The sequence below is a fragment of the Mesorhizobium sp. WSM4840 genome (assembly GCF_055811755.1).
In genome coordinates this window covers 70,998-87,442 of sequence record NZ_JBVVQD010000030.1, presented here as the reverse complement: position 1 = coordinate 87,442, position 16,445 = coordinate 70,998, and the positions used below count along the sequence as shown (strand labels likewise).

At 62.2% G+C, this 16,445-nt stretch carries 17 protein-coding genes, 2 tRNA genes and 1 pseudogene; 10 read left to right on the top strand and 10 right to left on the bottom strand.

Annotated features, from left to right (window positions below; genetic code table 11):
- Window positions 1-73: 73 nt before the first annotated feature.
- The 3 genes and pseudogenes from AC0L3I_RS29580 to AC0L3I_RS29570 form a co-directional block, all read right to left on the bottom strand.
- The gene (locus AC0L3I_RS29580) at window positions 74-841 is read right to left on the bottom strand and encodes a hypothetical protein (RefSeq protein ID WP_473529230.1); all 768 of its coding nucleotides are present in this window, start codon (window positions 839-841) and stop codon (window positions 74-76) included.
- Window positions 842-930: 89 nt separating this feature from the next.
- Window positions 931-1,038, bottom strand: a pseudogene (locus tag AC0L3I_RS29575) (haloacid dehalogenase-like hydrolase); the annotation flags it as partial.
- Window positions 1,039-1,258: 220 nt separating this feature from the next.
- Window positions 1,259-1,348, bottom strand: a tRNA-Ser gene (locus AC0L3I_RS29570).
- A gap of 282 nt (window positions 1,349-1,630) precedes the next feature.
- On the opposite strand from AC0L3I_RS29570, the gene AC0L3I_RS29565 reads away from it, so the two are divergent.
- The 3 genes from AC0L3I_RS29565 (at window position 1,631) to AC0L3I_RS29555 (ending at window position 3,272) form a co-directional block, all read left to right on the top strand.
- Window positions 1,631-2,020 (top strand): hypothetical protein, encoded by a 390-nt coding sequence (locus tag AC0L3I_RS29565; protein ID WP_473487213.1) that lies wholly within the window; start codon window positions 1,631-1,633, stop codon window positions 2,018-2,020.
- 429 nt (window positions 2,021-2,449) lie between these two features.
- Window positions 2,450-2,572 (top strand): hypothetical protein, encoded by a 123-nt coding sequence (locus tag AC0L3I_RS29560; RefSeq protein ID WP_473529229.1) that lies wholly within the window; start codon window positions 2,450-2,452, stop codon window positions 2,570-2,572.
- A gap of 406 nt (window positions 2,573-2,978) precedes the next feature.
- Window positions 2,979-3,272: a hypothetical protein gene (locus AC0L3I_RS29555; protein WP_473529228.1), complete on the top strand. Its 294-nt coding sequence runs from the start codon at window positions 2,979-2,981 to the stop codon at window positions 3,270-3,272.
- Between the two features lie 15 nt (window positions 3,273-3,287).
- Here the strand turns inward: AC0L3I_RS29555 and AC0L3I_RS29550 are convergent, their stop codons facing one another.
- Window positions 3,288-3,452 carry a type II toxin-antitoxin system antitoxin gene (locus tag AC0L3I_RS29550; RefSeq protein WP_082982500.1) on the bottom strand — a complete coding sequence of 55 codons (165 nt, stop codon included), beginning with the start codon at window positions 3,450-3,452 and terminating at the stop codon, window positions 3,288-3,290.
- A 166-nt stretch (window positions 3,453-3,618) separates the two neighbouring features.
- On the opposite strand from AC0L3I_RS29550, the gene AC0L3I_RS29545 reads away from it, so the two are divergent.
- Together AC0L3I_RS29545 and AC0L3I_RS29540 are read left to right on the top strand one after the other, a co-directional pair.
- Entirely contained in the window at window positions 3,619-3,870 is a 252-nt protein-coding gene (locus tag AC0L3I_RS29545) for a hypothetical protein (protein WP_473487216.1), read from the top strand.
- Window positions 3,871-3,912: 42 nt separating this feature from the next.
- On the top strand, window positions 3,913-4,074 hold the full coding sequence (locus tag AC0L3I_RS29540; protein WP_473529227.1) for a hypothetical protein: 162 nt from the start codon (window positions 3,913-3,915) through the stop codon (window positions 4,072-4,074).
- 382 nt (window positions 4,075-4,456) lie between these two features.
- On the opposite strand, the gene AC0L3I_RS29535 is transcribed toward AC0L3I_RS29540, so the two are convergent.
- The 4 genes from AC0L3I_RS29535 to AC0L3I_RS29520 all read right to left on the bottom strand — a co-directional run bounded on the left by AC0L3I_RS29535 (window position 4,457) and on the right by AC0L3I_RS29520 (window position 8,614).
- Window positions 4,457-4,873, bottom strand: a complete 417-nt coding sequence (locus tag AC0L3I_RS29535) for a hypothetical protein (protein WP_473529226.1) — start codon at window positions 4,871-4,873, stop codon at window positions 4,457-4,459.
- A gap of 173 nt (window positions 4,874-5,046) precedes the next feature.
- Window positions 5,047-5,121: transfer RNA gene (locus AC0L3I_RS29530), tRNA-Glu, on the bottom strand.
- Between the two features lie 189 nt (window positions 5,122-5,310).
- Complete coding sequence (locus AC0L3I_RS29525; RefSeq protein WP_473529225.1) at window positions 5,311-6,564, bottom strand: YcbK family protein; 1,254 nt, start codon at window positions 6,562-6,564, stop codon at window positions 5,311-5,313.
- A 214-nt stretch (window positions 6,565-6,778) separates the two neighbouring features.
- Entirely contained in the window at window positions 6,779-8,614 is a 1,836-nt protein-coding gene (locus AC0L3I_RS29520; protein ID WP_473529224.1) for a PHA/PHB synthase family protein, read from the bottom strand.
- 96 nt (window positions 8,615-8,710) lie between these two features.
- Here AC0L3I_RS29520 and AC0L3I_RS29515 point away from each other — a divergent pair, with 96 nt between their 5' ends.
- The 5 genes from AC0L3I_RS29515 (at window position 8,711) to recJ (ending at window position 14,767) form a co-directional block, all read left to right on the top strand.
- Complete coding sequence (locus AC0L3I_RS29515) at window positions 8,711-9,118, top strand: hypothetical protein (RefSeq protein WP_473529223.1); 408 nt, start codon at window positions 8,711-8,713, stop codon at window positions 9,116-9,118.
- A gap of 79 nt (window positions 9,119-9,197) precedes the next feature.
- Window positions 9,198-10,415 carry an LL-diaminopimelate aminotransferase gene (locus tag AC0L3I_RS29510; protein WP_192355510.1) on the top strand — a complete coding sequence of 406 codons (1,218 nt, stop codon included), beginning with the start codon at window positions 9,198-9,200 and terminating at the stop codon, window positions 10,413-10,415.
- A 68-nt stretch (window positions 10,416-10,483) separates the two neighbouring features.
- Window positions 10,484-11,797: a homoserine dehydrogenase gene (locus AC0L3I_RS29505; protein WP_473529222.1), complete on the top strand. Its 1,314-nt coding sequence runs from the start codon at window positions 10,484-10,486 to the stop codon at window positions 11,795-11,797.
- A 140-nt stretch (window positions 11,798-11,937) separates the two neighbouring features.
- Window positions 11,938-12,921, top strand: coding sequence for a class II fructose-bisphosphatase (gene glpX / locus AC0L3I_RS29500; RefSeq protein WP_473529221.1), 984 nt, complete (start codon window positions 11,938-11,940; stop codon window positions 12,919-12,921).
- Window positions 12,922-12,982: 61 nt separating this feature from the next.
- On the top strand, window positions 12,983-14,767 hold the full coding sequence (gene recJ / locus AC0L3I_RS29495) for a single-stranded-DNA-specific exonuclease RecJ (protein WP_473529220.1): 1,785 nt from the start codon (window positions 12,983-12,985) through the stop codon (window positions 14,765-14,767).
- Between the two features lie 35 nt (window positions 14,768-14,802).
- Here recJ and AC0L3I_RS29490 read toward each other — a convergent pair whose 3' ends face one another.
- A complete protein-coding gene (locus tag AC0L3I_RS29490) occupies window positions 14,803-15,771 on the bottom strand; it encodes a patatin family protein (protein ID WP_473487233.1) in 969 nt (322 codons plus the stop codon).
- A gap of 84 nt (window positions 15,772-15,855) precedes the next feature.
- Window positions 15,856-16,326: a phosphoribosyl-AMP cyclohydrolase gene (hisI, locus tag AC0L3I_RS29485; protein WP_473487234.1), complete on the bottom strand. Its 471-nt coding sequence runs from the start codon at window positions 16,324-16,326 to the stop codon at window positions 15,856-15,858.
- Between the last annotated feature and the right edge of the window lie 119 nt (window positions 16,327-16,445).

Below are 16,445 nucleotides of genomic sequence, written 5' to 3'. Positions count from 1 at the left end.
CAGCAACTCGTCCCATGCATCGCATCTCCAATCGAATCAACGCAATAATCGCACGAATTACGCGATCATGACACTAGTAGCACGGTGGATAGGGATAGTACCCGCACTGGTCCCCGTAGCCGTAGCGGTAAGGAGCGGTCGCCGCGGCTCCAATGGCAGCGCCGGCCACGACGCCCGCTGCAACGCCTGCGCCGCCATACCAGGCTCCATGGTAAACCGGAGCATGCCAGTAGCCGCCCCCGCCATAGCCCCCGCCATGCCATCCGCCGACGTGGGCGAAGGTGGCGTCACCGACATGCGCGTAGCCGCCGTGGAAGCCACCGCCATGGAAGCCGCCGCCAAAATTGTCGATGAAGACCGCCGCCGGCCCATCAGTGCCGTCCAGATTTCCTTCCAGGACGGCGACGTCGAACGTCAGCGTTGTTCCTTCCAGCTTCGGAGTTTTCAGGGTCACGACCACATCGCTTACATCCGATCCATCGCCGCCGAGCACCGAGACGGTCGCATTCGGGGGGTCGATGGCAAAGTTGTCCTTGCCTTCATCCCACTGCATGATGAATTGCTCGGTGGTGACATGTCCTGCGGCCCGGACCGGCCGGTCGGCGAATACAATCGCATTCTTGGCTACGCCTGTCAGGACCAGTTTGCCGCCCTCCAGCTTGGCGCCGTCCGAGTTGACGACGGCGAGCGATGGCACCGGACCGGTCGGCGTAACCGCGCCGATGGTCTTTTCGAGCGGCACATGCGGCTTCTTGGCGGCGTCCTGGGCCATTGCCCCGGTGGCTGCCACGGCCAAACCTCCAGCAAAAGCCATCAGGCTCGTGATGCGAATCCTATTCATTGCAGTTGTCCTTCGCGTTTGAGGTTGCCGGTACTGTACTTGCGTCGGTTTTCACCCTGATCGAAACCCGAAACCATGGTCCTACTTCCCTGGAAAATCTGTTTCCAGTCGGTCTTCATGCTCACCACCGTCCATTGGTTGATCGCCGCGGCATCGAGTGCGAGGTCGAGGCGGCCGAAATCGGTGTCGCGGTGGTGCCGGAGGATTTCGAAATCCCGCCAGCTGTTCAAATTGGAACGGCCGAGGCAGAGTGTCGGTTGTGACTGGGAGAAGACACTCTGGACTGACGCAACGTTAGCTGTCGGCCGGTCTCGGCGATATTGTCCTTTGGGGAAAGCGGCATTGCGGATTTGGAGGCGGATTGCCTAGGCGGCGGCTATCGTGACTTAGGGATTGCCTCTGCAATCGTTTGCGGTCTGGCGGAGCGAGTGGGATTCGAACCCACGGTACCGTTCCCGGTACGGAAGTTTTCAAGACTTCTGCCTTAAACCACTCGGCCATCGCTCCAGATGTGATATTTATTTGATATTTTCTCGGCCTCGATCCTTGTCAAATACCGGATTCCTGCCGTTTCCTACCTCTCCAGCAACGGTTTTCAAGACCGATGCCTTAAACCGCGGCTATCCCTCCATCGTGAATTTGCAACCACGTCGCGTCCAAGGCGCGGCTGGAAGCCAATCAAGGCAGTCTGACTGCTGAATTCCTTGACAACTGAAGACGGCTCAACAGATGAGGAGCCAAAGGCGTTTGCTTTAGCCTCGCAGGAGCGGTCTCAAGGGAACCGTCCATATGCACCGTACTTTCCGGGGAATCTTGGCGACAATGTTGATTGCCTGTGGTGTCGCAGACGCTGCCGGCTACACGCAGGCGCAAAATCTGCTCACCATCACGGCACCAGTCTCCGGTCAGACTGTTGACGGGACGCTCTCCTTTTCCGGGACGGCTTTCGTCAACAGTATTACACGGCGCGGTACTATTCGCGGACAGACCAACACCGGGGTCGAATGCCGAGGCACGACCACTGCCAACCTTACCTTCTCGCATGGAGAAGGAACGATGGTTTGCGGGCAACTCTCAACCCGATTCGTGTTCTCGCTGACCAGCAGACAACCCCCGGTTGGCACAGGAACGGGAACCCTTTCCGACGGGCGCAAAGTGGTGTTAAGAATAGGACAATGACCGCAAAACGACTGGCACGAATTGATGTCCTACTCGCGGCGCACGTGGCTTTCACCCGTTTGGCCCAGTTGCCAGAACCGGTCTTGGTCGCGCCATTTCCGGTTATTGGCGGGACGGACCATTAGCAGACATTTAGCACCAGGATTGGTGCTGTTGTCGAGGACGGGACCTGCACAGCCCCGAGCCTTGAGCGGATCGTGAAAACCTGGACGAGAACTGGTCGCCGCGTGGTCGTGTTGCGACTTTGCCGGCAGCACGGTCGACGAATTCGAGCTGCTCGGCGTCGAGCGCGAGCGGGGCAAGGCAGCATTCGCCCTGCTGGCCGAACCAGGCACCGGGAAATATGTCGGTTCCGCCTTCATCACCTTGGGCCACGACATGCGGCAACGATTGTGGGAGCGCGTCCACGCCGGACCGCCTCCGAAGGCCATGAAGAAGAGACCGGCGACGCAATGGGTCGGGCCTGGGATGAAGCTGCGCGTCAAGCATCTCCGTGGCGAGCACGGCCACATACGCCATGCGACGCTGCTCGGTTTCAGTGACGAGAGCTAAGCCGTGTACTCGTAAATCAGCCTAGATCGATTTAACGGGGCATGTCCGCCCGCTCCACCTCGTCGGCGCGGGCGAGCAGAGTCGGCAACGCGCGGCGTTCCTCAATCACGCGGCAACTTCGTAGCCACTATCCTGACGCCGCCCATATCGTTCGGACTGGCAGATAGGCGTTTGTCTCCAGCCATTCGCGGAGCACGGTTTGAATGAGATCCGCCCGGCCAATTTTCATTTCAGCCGCGATGGAGTTGAGAGCGTCCTCGGTTGCGGGCTCCAGCGGCACGCCGTCAGTTCGCACGGGGCGGGCGGTTTGCTCCAGTCCGGAATTCCGATTTGGAGGCCGCCATTGCACAGCTGCCCTGCGACATGCGAGTTTGTCAACCAAATGGCTCATCATGGGAGTCTCGTCATGTCCATTCGCCGGATTGCGTTGACCTCCGCAGCGGTTACGCTTGCCTTCACAACCCTCGCCCAGGCCAGGCCGGACACCCGCGCCATGACCTGCCAACAGACGCAGGCGCTAATCCAGAGCCATGGCTCGGCGGTGCTGACCACCGGCCCGAACACCTATGCCCTCTACGTCCGCCAGTACAGCAATGCGTGCGACTATTCGGAAATCCCAGCGGTAGGGTTTGTGCCGACGCGCGATGGCCAGTGCTTGGTTCATCGATGCAGAGAGCCGCTCTACACTCCCCCCGGCTGACGGTGACGAGCATAGCTATTCTGCTGCGCCTTTCGGCAGGTAGCCCTTTTCCCGCAGATACGTGGTCAGGATCTTCTCGACCATCGATGACACAGACCGCATGTCATCCTTCGCCGCTTCCTCCAGAGCATTTTTCAACCCCTGTTCGATGCGGAACGAAATCGGAGCCGTCCTGACCATGGTGTGCGATCCTCATACAATGTAGTTGACGAATAGTATTGTATGAGATTGTGAGAGGGTAAGCAAACTAAACCACGGGAGAAACCAAATGCCGAACATCACTGTTCGGGCAGCCGCCGAAGGCATGCCCGAGAATCAACCGCCGCCACATCCTAGGCGGGGCGTCATGAGCGCCGACAAGGAAAAGGCAGCCTTCTTCGGTCTGGAGCCGCTGCTCTGCGACACTATCAACATGCTCGATGTCCTCGTAGGCATGATGGACAGTATGGGACTAACCGCAAAACCGTCCGGCCCCAATCATGTGCTGACCCAAGGCGAGGCCGATCGGCTTTTCTTCGTTGCCTGCACCGCGGAGTCGATGTCCCAAAAGGCTAGGCAAGCCTACTATGAAGCGCTCGGATGGGATGCGTCATGCTGAAGAAGGACCGCGTTGCCCGCTACCTGGAGAAAGCCGGAGCGCTTGGAATACATCATCCCGAACTTCGACCCGGCGAACGGGGACATGATCCTGGTGTTCAAGACCGAAGACGCCAGCGGCGGGCGCTCATTCCGCCTCTCGCCAGAGTTGGGCGCCAAGTTCCGTTCCTACATTTTCCAGGCGATCCGCGAGAAGGCAAACTGAGAAATGCCCGACCGACGACTTGGCCCGCTGCCTCACGGTGGCGGGCTTTTTTGATGGGGCGGTCAGTTCGGCGCGATTAACGTTCTCTGCGATTTCCAAAACTGAGTGTCGATCGCGTCTTTAGTAGCCGCCACCGCCAGTACCGCCGGCACTGCCACTACTGCCCCCGCTCGATGTAGACGCGGTTGCCGGTGCGGGTGGAGCCTCGCCGCGTGGTGCTGTCATGCAGGCAGTCAAAAGTAATACCGAAAACAGGATGAAGAGGCGCATATCGATAACCTCCTTTGGTAGGGTGTTCCCTATCGACAACGTCTCAGGTCCATCATTATTCCGCGAAGTCCGATCGGAATGCCCGCTGCCTCACGGTGGCGGGCTTTTTTCATCAGCTGATCGCCTTGATAGTGCCACCGACCAATCCGCCGAATAAGGCGCCGATCTTCACGTAGGCCGATGGCGCAAGATCGCCCTTCGTATCTTTCAGTGTCTCGGCCACCGACTTCTCGTCAGTTGTTGCCTTCATCTGAAGCGCCTGCAGCCCCTTCGAGGTCAGTTGGACGCCAATGTAGGTAGTCCCATGGGACAGCGTCGCAGATACGTTCTGGGCTCGAACGAGGCCCTCGTCGAGCATCCAGTTAAGCACGTCGTCGAAGGCCGCAGTCGCCTTATCGAGGTCGTCCATGTGGAGGATTTTGAGTCCATCTTTATAGGAGTCGAACCGGTGACGTCCGAGGCCGCCTGAGAGCAGCACCTCGAGAATTCGACCGATAGCCTTCTGATCTTTTTCCAGCTTTGTCTGCACCTTGGCTAGCCCTCCCATGTCGCGTGGACCTAGCCGCCGAGCGTGACAGGGAACCCTTGGAAAGCAACAAGCGGTTCCGGCTCACGCCGAATCCGTTCACCGAAATTCACGGGCGTTTATTCGATGCATATTCGACGCATCGCTGGCATTCTCGGCTAAATGCTTGATTTTACTGGTACGCCCAAGGGGAATCGAACCCCTGTTACCGCCGTGAAAGGGCGGTGTCCTGACCGCTAGACGATGGGCGCGCTCAGATGTGAGCGCTTATAGTTGCGTTGCACCAAACCGGCAACCCGTCTGCCGCTGCCTGCGACAACTTTTTTCAGTGGCCGCAAAACCGCGCATTTTCGGCGCTCTAGTCCGGTTCGACGCGGCACCGCATGCCGTCGTGAGACGGCGCATTGCGGACGTTGCATAATCGAGGGAAGAACCAGCCGCTACCGCCGCCGGCGGCAGCGCCAGTTCCAGTCGCGCTCGGGACCGACGTCGATGTGAACGGATTCGGTATGGCAGTAAGTGCCGACGCCGCCGCGCCCGGGCATGCTGCGGATGTAGCTTGCCAGTTGCGCTTTCGAGACGCCTGGAACCTGGATGTCGGCAGCGGCGCAATACATGTGCAGCGAATTCTTGGCGCCGTTGGCGCGGCGGTTGCGGGCCGGGTCACGATAGCCGGAGGTGACGATCATCTTCTTGCCGTAGTGGCCCTCGATCGTCTTGAGCACGCGGACCAGCGAAGGTTTTAGGCAGGCAACGTCGACATTCTCGGTCTGCTTCAAAAGACCGTTGGGCGCCAGCCGGGCAAGCCCGGCAGCGGATGCCACCTGATAGGCGCCGCCTTCATCCTCGTTCAGATCGACGTCGCTGTCGTCGTCGAGGCCGGATTTGCGCTTGATCTCGAAGAGTGCGGTCTTGCGTACGCCAGGCAGCGCGTCGTCGGTGAAATGGCTGGTGTCGCCGATCGAAGCCAGTTGCACCGGCTTTTCAGCCGATTTGGCCGAGGCCAACGTGATGGTCGGCTTTGCCGCCGCCGCCTTGGGCTGGGCGGAAGCCGGTTTCTCGCCCGACCTGTTGTTGACTTGCGGGGCAGGGGCCGCCGAGGCGGGCGTGGCGCTGAACAAAGAGGAGAGGAACCCCTTCTTCTTCGGCGCATAGGCTTGCGGCTGCGGCTCTCCGGCGGTCACATAAACCGGGTTGTTCATCGCCGGCGCGGCGGCCTCGACTTTGGACTTCGTGCCTGCATCGGCGGTTTCAGTCTTCTGCGTAGCAGCGTCGGCCTGTTCAACCGTCTGTGCGGACTGTTCCTGTGGCTGCGGCGTCTGGCCCGCAGCAGCGCCTGCGCGCGCAGGTGCCGTGACGGGGAAGCCGGCATCGGACTTGGCGCCTCCCTGGGGGGCCTGGGTCCCCGGCTTGGCCATTGGCACATAAGCGACCTGCTCGGGAAGGCTTGCGTCGCCCTCGGCGGTCATCGTCATCTGTGAAGTCGTGATCTGCGACGACGAATCAACGGCGACCTGTTGGGTACCAGAGGCCGTGCTGATATCCGTAGCAGAGGCGTTATAACCGGGCATGCCGACTGACAGGGACGGGTCGCCGGCCGAGGTGCAGGACGCCAGGAGCACGGAGAAAAGCGCGGCCGTAATGGCGCGGCTTTCTCCCTTCGCGAGGCGCGATCCTGCTGATTTCAAAACCAAATTCCCCCTCGATGTCCGACCGGTAAATCATTGGCGCGGCGTCGGAACGTCTCGCCGAAATAAATCCTTGCCCCGAACGGAAACGAGACCTGTGTCAAATCCGCAAGCCCCAGAGTAATTCGACGGCTAGAGAGGAATCGAGGCTGCTTAAGGGTTGACGACACCATTTCGTCTTCTTTTGGCGGCGCGTCAACTCACCACACATTACAGAAGGTTACACACGCACCTTGACATAGGTGCCTGGCGCGTCGCCCAGGGTTTTCATGTGTTTGCCGGGTTTGCGGGCCGGCACGCGGGTGTTGTCCTTGGCCTCGATCCAGCGTTGCCAGTGCGGCCACCAGGAGCCGGGATGGTTTGTGGCCTTGGCGAACCACTGGTCGAAGTCGCCCACCGGCTTGCCGCCGGTCCAGTAGTGATATTTTTGCGCCGCCGGCGGATTGACGACGCCGGCGATGTGGCCGGAGCCGGCCATGACGTAGTCGACCTCGCCGCCGAAATATTTCGAGCCGAGGAACACCGAAAGCGCCGGCGCGATATGGTCTTCCTTCGAGGCGAGGTTGTAGACCGGGATGGTAATATCCTTCAGCGACACCACGCGGCCCGCGAGCTCCATCATGCCTTGCGAAAGTCTGTTCTCGAGATAGCAATTGCGCAGGTAGAAAGAATGGTTGGCCGCGGCCATGCGGGTCGAATCGGCGTTCCAGTAGAGCAGGTCGAAAGGCAGGGGATCCTTGCCGCGCATGTAGTTGTTGACGACATAGGGCCAGATCAGGTCGCCCGAGCGCAGCATGTTGAAGGCGGTCGCCATCTTGGTGCCGTCGAGATAGCCCTTCTCGTTCATCGCCTTTTCGACGGCCGCGACCTGCTCCTCGTCGACGAACACTTTCAGGTCGCCGGCATAGGTGAAATCGACCTGCGTGGTGAAGAAGGTGGCCGATTTGATGCGGTGGTCGCCTTCCTGCGCCATCAGCGCCAGGGCCGCCGCCAGAATCGTGCCGCCGACGCAATAGCCGACGGCGTTGACGTCCTTTTCACCGGTGGCCTTTTCGATCGTGTCCAGGCCGTATTGCAGGCCCTCTCTGATATAGGCCTCCCAGCTCTTGGTGCCGTGGCGCTCGTCCGGGTTAATCCAGGAGATGACGAAGACGGTGTGGCCCTGCTCGACCGCCCAGCGGATGAACGACTTTTGCGGATTGAGATCGAGAATGTAGAATTTGTTGATCCATGGCGGGCAGATCAGCAGCGGCCGCTTGAGCACGGTCTCGGTCGCCGGATCGTACTGCAGGATCTCAGCGACATCGCTGCGGCCCACCACCTTGCCGGGTGTCGTGGCGAGGTTCTTGCCGATCTCGAAGGACGAGTAATCTGCCTGCCTCAGTTTCAGGTCGCCCTTGCCGGCGGCGATGTCCTCGGCCAGCATCTTCATTCCGCGCACCAGGTTTTCACCATTCGAGGCGATGGTCTCGCGAAACAGTTCCGGATTGGTCAGGATGAAATTCGATGGCGAGATGGCGTTGGATACCTGCTTGACGTAGAAGCTGGCCTTGTGGCGGGTGTGCTCGTCCAGGCCATCGGCGTGCTCGACCAGCTCGGTCGCCCAGCGCGAGGTGACGAGATAGGCCTGCTTGAGGAAATCGAAGAAAGCATTGCGGCCCCATTCCGGGTCCTGGAAGCGCTTGTCGCCGAGCTCGGGCTTGACCGCGTCTTCGGCGTCTTCGCCGCCGGCACTGAGGCGCTGGATCGAGTTGGCCCAGACGGTCATGTAGCCGGAGAACAGCCGCGTCTGCGCCTCCAGCGCGCGCTGCGGATCGGAAAGCCAGTATTCGCTGAGCTTGGAGAAGGTCTTCACCATGTCGACGACCGGCTCGGCGACATGATCGCGCACCTCGCCTTTTTCCCGCGGCTCGGCCCATGCGGAGGCCGCCTTGCCGGCCTGCTCGATCATGCGCGCCATGTTCAAGGCGAAGCGTTCCGGGTCCTTCACCAGATATTGCTCGACGGTGGAAGGCCGCTCATCTTCCGTTTTTCCCGAATCGGGTGTTTTGGACATGGTTGGCGGGTTCCTCCCGAAGCGTTTTCTTGACATATTACCATGGGATGTCCGACAGGGTCCAACGTGCTCTACCTCGGCTGCCAAGGAAACAATATGACGATTAATATTGGCGACGCTGTTTTTTCTACCACTGGTTTTTCCGGCACTGGTCGTTTTTGCCGCATGGGCGCGGCGATCGTCCTGCTGGCGATATCAGGCTGTTCGAGCACCAACGTCGAGGGCGCTAGGCCTGTCGCGGCTGCCGACGGGCCAAAGAACACCGGCACCTATCCCAACCTGAATATCCCGCCGCAGGCAGCGGCAGAGCAGTTCACCGAGGCGGAAAAGAACGCCAAGCTCGCCCAGTTGAAAGCCGACGAGCAGGCGCAGGGCTCAAAAGGCGGCGCAGTCAAGGCCACGAACCAGGCGGCGCTGAACACACTGGCAAGGAAGCACGGCACCGACGCGCTGAAGCAGATCGAAGCCAAATGCAATCCCGGCCTCGACCCTACTTGCAAATAGGGTTATATCGCGCGAGCGACAAGCACCTTTGCCAAAAACCACTTTGACCGTCTGGAATTGACCCACCACTGGAAATGATATGGAAGAATTTCACAAGGTCCGCCGGCTTCCGCCCTATGTCTTCGAGCAGGTCAACCGGCTGAAGGCCAGTGCCCGTTCGCGCGGCGCCGACATCATCGACCTTGGCATGGGCAATCCGGATCTGCCGACGCCCAAGGCCATCGTCGACAAATTGTGCGAGGTCGTGCGCGACCCGCGCACGCACCGCTATTCGTCGTCGCGCGGCATTCCGGGCCTGCGCCGCGCCCAGGCCAATTACTATGCCCGCCGTTTCGGCGTGAAACTCGACCCGGACACGCAAGTGGTGGCGACGCTGGGCTCGAAGGAAGGCTTTGCCAATATGGCGCAGGCGATCACCGCGCCCGGCGATGTGATCCTGTGCCCCAACCCGACCTATCCGATCCACGCTTTCGGCTTCATCATGTCGGGCGGCGTCATCCGCTCGTTGCAGGTTGAGCCGGACGACGGCTTCATTCCGGCGCTGGAGCGCGGCATTCGCCATTCGATCCCGAAGCCGCTGGCGTTGATCCTCAATTATCCGTCGAACCCGACGGCGCAGGTCGCCTCGCTCGATTTCTACAAGGACGTGGTTGCCTTCGCCAAGAAGAACGACGTCATCATCCTGTCGGATCTTGCCTATTCGGAAATTTATTTTGACGGCAATCCGCCGCCTTCGGTGCTGCAGGTGCCGGGCGCGATCGACGTGGCGGTCGAGTTCACCTCGATGTCGAAGACCTTTTCCATGCCCGGCTGGCGCATGGGTTTTGCCGTCGGCAATGAGCGGTTGATCTCGGCGCTGACGCGGGTGAAATCCTATCTCGACTACGGCGCCTTCACGCCGATCCAGGTGGCGGCCGCGCACGCGCTCAACGGCGACGGCGCCGATATCGCTGAAGTGCGCGACATCTACCACAAGCGCCGCGACGTCATGGTCGACGCATTCAGCCGCGCCGGCTGGACTGTTCCGGCGCCGGCGGCATCGATGTTCGCCTGGGCGCCGATTCCGGAGCCGTTCAAGCACCTCGGGTCGCTCGAATTCTCCAAGCTTCTGATCGAGCACGCCGATGTGGCGGTGGCGCCGGGCGTCGGCTTCGGCGAGCATGGCGACGATCATGTGCGCATCGCGCTGGTCGAGAACGAGCACCGGATCCGGCAGGCGGCGCGCAACATCAAGCGCTTCCTAACGTCCAGCGCCAAACAGCCCAACAATGTGGTGCCGCTCGCCGCGCATCGTTGAGTGGGCCACAGATCACATCGAGTGGCCACAGATCACATCGACCAAAACCTTGAGGGGCGTCGCCGGACATGGCTGAAGCGTTGCGTGTTGGAATCGCCGGTCTCGGCACCCTCGGCGCGTCGGTGGCGCGCGTGCTGCGCGACAAGGCGGCGGAACTGACGCGGCAATGCGGCCGCGAGATCGTCGTGTCAGCCGTTTCGGCCCGCGATCGCAAACGCGACCGCGGCGTCGATCTCGACGCGGTCAAGTGGTTCGACGATCCGGTAGGAATGGCGCAGGCCGCCGATATCGATGTCTTTGTCGAACTGATCGGCGGTGACGAAGGGCCGTCGCGATCATCCGTGAAAGCAGCGCTTGAAGCCGGCCGCCACGTCGTCACCGCCAACAAGGCGCTGCTCGCCAAGCATGGCGTGGCGCTGGCCGAGATCGCCGAGAAGAAGGGCGTGCTGCTCAATTACGAGGCGGCGGTGGCGGGCGGCATTCCGGTCATCAAGACGATGCGCGAGGCGATGGCCGGCAATTCGGTGACCCGTGTCTTCGGCATCCTCAACGGCACCTGCAACTATATCCTGACCCGCATGGAGGCAGAGGGCCTGTCGTTCGACGCCTGCCTGAAGGACGCGCAGCGGCTCGGCTATGCCGAGGCCGACCCGACCTTCGACATCGAGGGTCACGACACCGCACACAAGCTGTCGATCCTGACCAGCCTTGCCTTCGGCACGAGGATCGCCGCCAACGACATCTACATGGAGGGGATTTCCAACATCAGCCAGGCCGACATCCGCGCGGCCAGCGATCTCGGCTACCGGATAAAGCTGCTCGGCGTCGCCCAACGCACGGAAAGCGGTATCGAACAGCGCGTGCACCCGACCATGGTGCCGACGGCTTCGGTCATCGCGCAGGTGCACGGCGTCACCAATGCGGTGGCCATCGAAACCGATATCCTTGGCGAGCTTTTGCTCTCCGGTCCCGGTGCCGGCGGCAACGCCACCGCATCGGCGGTGGTCGGCGACATTGCCGACATCGCCAAGAGCCGGCCCGGTTTCCAGCACGGTCCGGTCTTCGGCCTGCCGGCGAAGGAATTGCGGCCGTACAAGAAGGCGCAGATGCGCAGCCATGCCGGCGGCTATTTCATCCGGCTGACCGTGCACGACCGCATCGGCGTCTTTGCCGCCATCGCCAAGCGCATGGCCGACAACGACATTTCGCTGGAATCGATCGTGCAGCACGCCGCCGGGCCGGATACCGCCTTGCAGAAGACGGTGATCCTCGTCACCCACGAGACGACGGAAGCGGCGGTCCGCAAGGCTGTCGACGGCATCACCAGGGACGATCATCTGACCGACAAGCCGCAGGTTATCCGCATCGAGCGCGCGGAATAGGGATTTCTCCTTCTCCTTCAATCGATTGATATCGTTGTGTTTTCAAAAAAGGCCCGCCCAGGTCTTGCTGTTGTCATGGAGCTTTGACACAACCGGCGCGCCTCTGGCGGGAGGCAATGTGCCAACGAGGATTGTCCACGATGAACGTTGCCCAGAACATCGTCGCCGGCCTTGACCGGATACTCACCATGGAACTGGTGCGTGTCACCGAACGCGCCGCGGTTGCGGCGGCAAGGTTGCGCGGACGCGGCGACGAAAAGGCCGCCGACCAGGCCGCGGTCGACGCGATGCGCGAAGAGCTCAACCGCCTCGCCATCAACGGCACGGTGGTGATCGGTGAAGGCGAGCGCGACGAGGCACCGATGCTCTATATCGGCGAAGAGGTCGGTTCCGGCAAAGGCCCGGCGGTCGATATTGCGCTCGATCCGCTCGAAGGCACGACGATCTGCGCCAAGAACCTGCCCAATGCATTGGCGGTCATCGCCATTGCCGAAAAGGGCAGCCTTCTGTTCGCGCCCGACGTCTATATGGACAAGATCGCCATTGGCCCGGGTTATGCGGACGGCGTCATCGACATCGATGCCGCGCCGGCCGAAAACATCGCCAGCCTGGCCAGGGCCAAGGGCGTGGCGGTGTCGGAGGTCACTGCCTGCATCCTCGATCGGCCGCGCCATGGCGCGCTGATCGAGGCGGTGCGCGCCACGGGCGCTGCGATCCGGCTGATCGGCGATGGTGACGTCGCCGGCGTCATCCACACCACCGATCCGGACGAAACCGGCATCGACATCTATCTCGGCACCGGCGGCGCGCCGGAGGGTGTGCTGGCGGCGGCAGCGTTGCGCTGCACCGGCGGCCAGATGCAGGGAAGGCTGATCCTCGACACGCCGCAAAAGCTGGCACGCGCGGCGAAGATGGGCATCCTCAATCCGAAGCGGGTCTACCGCGCGCAAGACATGGCGCGCAGGGACGTGCTGTTCGCGGCAACCGGCGTGACCGACGGCAACATGCTGGCCGGCGTCAAGTTCGGCCGCAATTCCATCACCACGCATACAATCGTGCTGCGCTCGTCGTCGCGCACCGTGCGCGAGATCAAGGCAAGGCACCAGGATCTGGAAAAGTTTTGATTCCCGACTCGGCTAGCCGTCGCATATTGTGAGAAATGACAATCCGCAGACGGCGCGTCGCATGACGGGCGAAAACCGTATCTTCCTCGACGTCAGGCAGTCGGCATCAGGTGTTTCCTGGGAACACCGGCTGACCGAGCGGCAGGACATGACCGCACTCGCCATCGCGCAAGGCTATGGCGTGCCGGACATCGTTGCGCGCGTCCTTGCCGGGCGCGGCGTGACCGCCGAGCAGACCGAGCGGTTCCTTGATCCGACCATCCGCGATCTTTTGCCGGACCCGGCGTCGCTGACCGACATGGACAAGGCCGCCGTCCGCATCGCCGGGGCAGTCGTTGCCGGGGAAAAGGTGGCGATCTTCGGCGACTACGATGTCGATGGCGCGGCCTCGTCGGCGCTGCTCAAGCGGTTCCTCACGCATTTCTCCGTGCCTGCGGAGATCTACATACCGGACCGTATCTTCGAAGGGTACGGCCCCAATCCGGAAGCGATGCGCGAGCTCGTCTCGCGCGGCGCGACGCTGATCGTCACCGTCGATTGCGGCACCAACAGCGCCGTCTCCATCGACGCGGCGAAGGCCGCCGGTGCCGATGTCGTGGTGCTCGACCATCACCAGCTCGGCGGTCCGTTGCCGGCAGCGGTTGCGGTGGTCAATCCCAATCGCGAGGACGACCTTTCGGGGCAGGGCCATCTTTGTGCCGCCGGCGTCGTCTTCCTGGCTCTGGTGCAGACGGCGAAGATCCTGCGCGGCCGGTTGCCGGATGCCGCACCGCCGGACCTGCTCGGCTTGCTCGACCTCGTTGCCCTGGCGACCGTTTGCGACGTGGTGCCGCTGACCGGCGTCAACCGCGCCTTCGTGGTCAAGGGACTGCAGATGGCACGCCAACAGAGGAACGAAGGATTGGCGGCATTGGCGCGGGTCTCGCGCATCGGCGAGCCGGTCAGTACCTTCCATCTGGCCTATCTGATCGGCCCGCGCATCAATGCCGGCGGGCGTATCGGCGACGCAGCACTCGGCAGCCGCCTGCTCGCCACCGACGATCCCGTCGAGGCCCGCACCATCGCGGAGACGCTGGACCGGCTCAATCAGGAGCGGCAACAGATGGAATTGGAAATGCTGGCCGCGGCACGCGTCGAGGCCGATGCCGAGCTTGCCGGCGGCAATGGGCCGGCCATCGTCGTCACCGCCAGCTCCAGCTGGCATCCGGGCATCGTCGGCCTGCTCGCCTCGCGGCTCAAGGACCATGCGCGTCGGCCCGCTTTCGCCATCGCCTTCAACGCCAACGGCGTCGGCACGGGGTCGGGCCGTTCCGTGTCTGGCTTCGACCTTGGCCGGCTGGTGCGCGAGGCGGCCATTGCCGGGCTGATCGTCAAGGGCGGCGGCCATGGCATGGCGGCCGGCATCACAGTGGAGCGGGCGAAACTTGGCGCGCTCAGGGCCTTCTTCGAGGAACGAGCGGCGGCCGACGTGTTCCGGCTGCAGGGCGAGGAAAGCCTGGCGATCGACGGTGCGCTGGCCGCCGAGGGCGCGACGCTCGGCTTGCTCGATGCATTGGAGAAAGCCGGCCCGTTCGGCGCCGGGCATGTCGCACCGATCTTCGCGCTGCCGCGCCATCGCCTCGCCGATGCAAGGCCGGTCGGCACCAATCACATCCGCGCCGAGTTGCAGTCGGAAAGCGGCGGCCGCATCCAGGCGATCGCGTTTCGCGCCGTCGATACGGCACTAGGCGAATTCCTGTTCAAGAACAGGGGCAAGCCGGTGCACGTCGCCGGTTCACTGTCGGGCAATCACTGGAACGGCAACCGCACGGTGCAGTTCCGCATCGTCGATGCCGCATGCGCCTGAGAATCGCTTCCCGATTCTGCCGCGCGGGATCGCGTTTAAGCCAGAACCGTCTGCAGGCGGACCAGCTCATCGATCTGGGCCATCGTCACCTGATAGCCGATGCGGATCGCCTCGTCGGCGCGGTGGAACTCGGTCAGGCCGATATGGCTGAGCTTAGGCTGAAGCGACATGTCAGGCGGGTCGCCGGCAAGTCGCGCACGCGAAATGCGGTCCTGGATGATGTTGAAGGCTTCGACCATGACGCCGGTGATGCCGAGCCGTGTCTGGTACTGGTGCCCTGCGTCGATCTGGCCGGGCCTTGGCGCATCCTTTTCGACGAACAGTTCGCCGGCGCTGTGCTTGATGACGGCGGCGCGGCCGAACAGATCGTAGTGAAGGTTCACCGCGACCACGAGCGGCTGCTCGTAGGCGCGGCAGACCGAGACCGGAACCGGATTGACCAGCGCACCGTCGACCAGCACGCGCCCGTTGCAACTGACCGGTTCGAAAACGCCGGGCAGCGCATAGGAGGCGCGCATGGCGGTAATCAGCGACCCGCCCGACAGCCAGATTTCATGGCCGGTGCGGATCTCCGAGGTGACGCAGACGAAAGGCTTCGGCAGATCCTCGAAACGGATGCCGGCCATGTGCTCGCGCAGCCGTGCATCGAGCTTCATGCCGCCGAACAAGCCGCTGCCGCGCAGATTGAGGTCGAGAAGGCCAAAAATGCGCCGCTTCGTCAGGCTTCTGGCGAATTCTTCCAACTCGTCCAGCTTGCCGGCAAGATAGCAGCCGCCGACCAGCGCGCCGATCGAGGTGCCGGCGATCATCGACACTTCGATGCCGGCTTCGTCGAGCGCGCGCAGCACGCCGATATGGGCCCAGCCGCGCGCGCAGCCGCCGCCCAATGCCAGCGAAATGCCTGTTTTCTTGGCGGGGTTCGTTTCGGATGCACCGGCGGACGATGACAGGCCATTGGCCTCTCGAACGTCCGGTCTGTTGCGCGATGACGCCCATTCGAGCATCACAATCTCCCTTGTCCCACGGCCAACATACAGGCTGACCGTTCCGAAATCATGAATATACGTGGCTGCAGTTCGGCGAATGGTTCATATGGATGGTTCACGGGGCTTTCGATACGTTTTTTCCGCATCGAACAGCGGCTTGCTGCCGTCGCTGGCAAGCGTCCCCTTGCCGCCGATCAGTCCCACCGTCCGATAAAAGCAAGAACGCCGGCCGGTGTGGCAGGTTGCGTCGTGGCCCATCACTTTGACGCGCAACCATATGGCATCCTGGTCACAATCCGTGAGCATCTCGACGACGTTCTGGACATTCCCGGACGTTTCGCCCTTCTTCCACAGAGCGTTGCGCGAGCGCGACCAGTAGTGGGCGATGCCGGTTTCCAGCGTCAGCGCCAGCGCTTCGGCGTTCATATGCGCGACCATCAGCAGCATGCCGTCTTCGGCATCGGTGACGACGACGGTGACGAGGCCGCCGGCATCGAAGCGCGGCGAAAAGACCGTGCTTTCTTCCAGTGCCTTCTTGTCTGATGGAGCTTTCGGAAATTCCACTGCCGACATCGCCGGTCCTTGTTCAGGGCCTCGGCCCCAAACAAAAGGGAGGGAAGGGGGGGGGGCCGGGGGGGTGTGTGTGGGAGAGGAAAAAACAGGACGCCGGGAGACAGAGGCGGGGGGGGGGG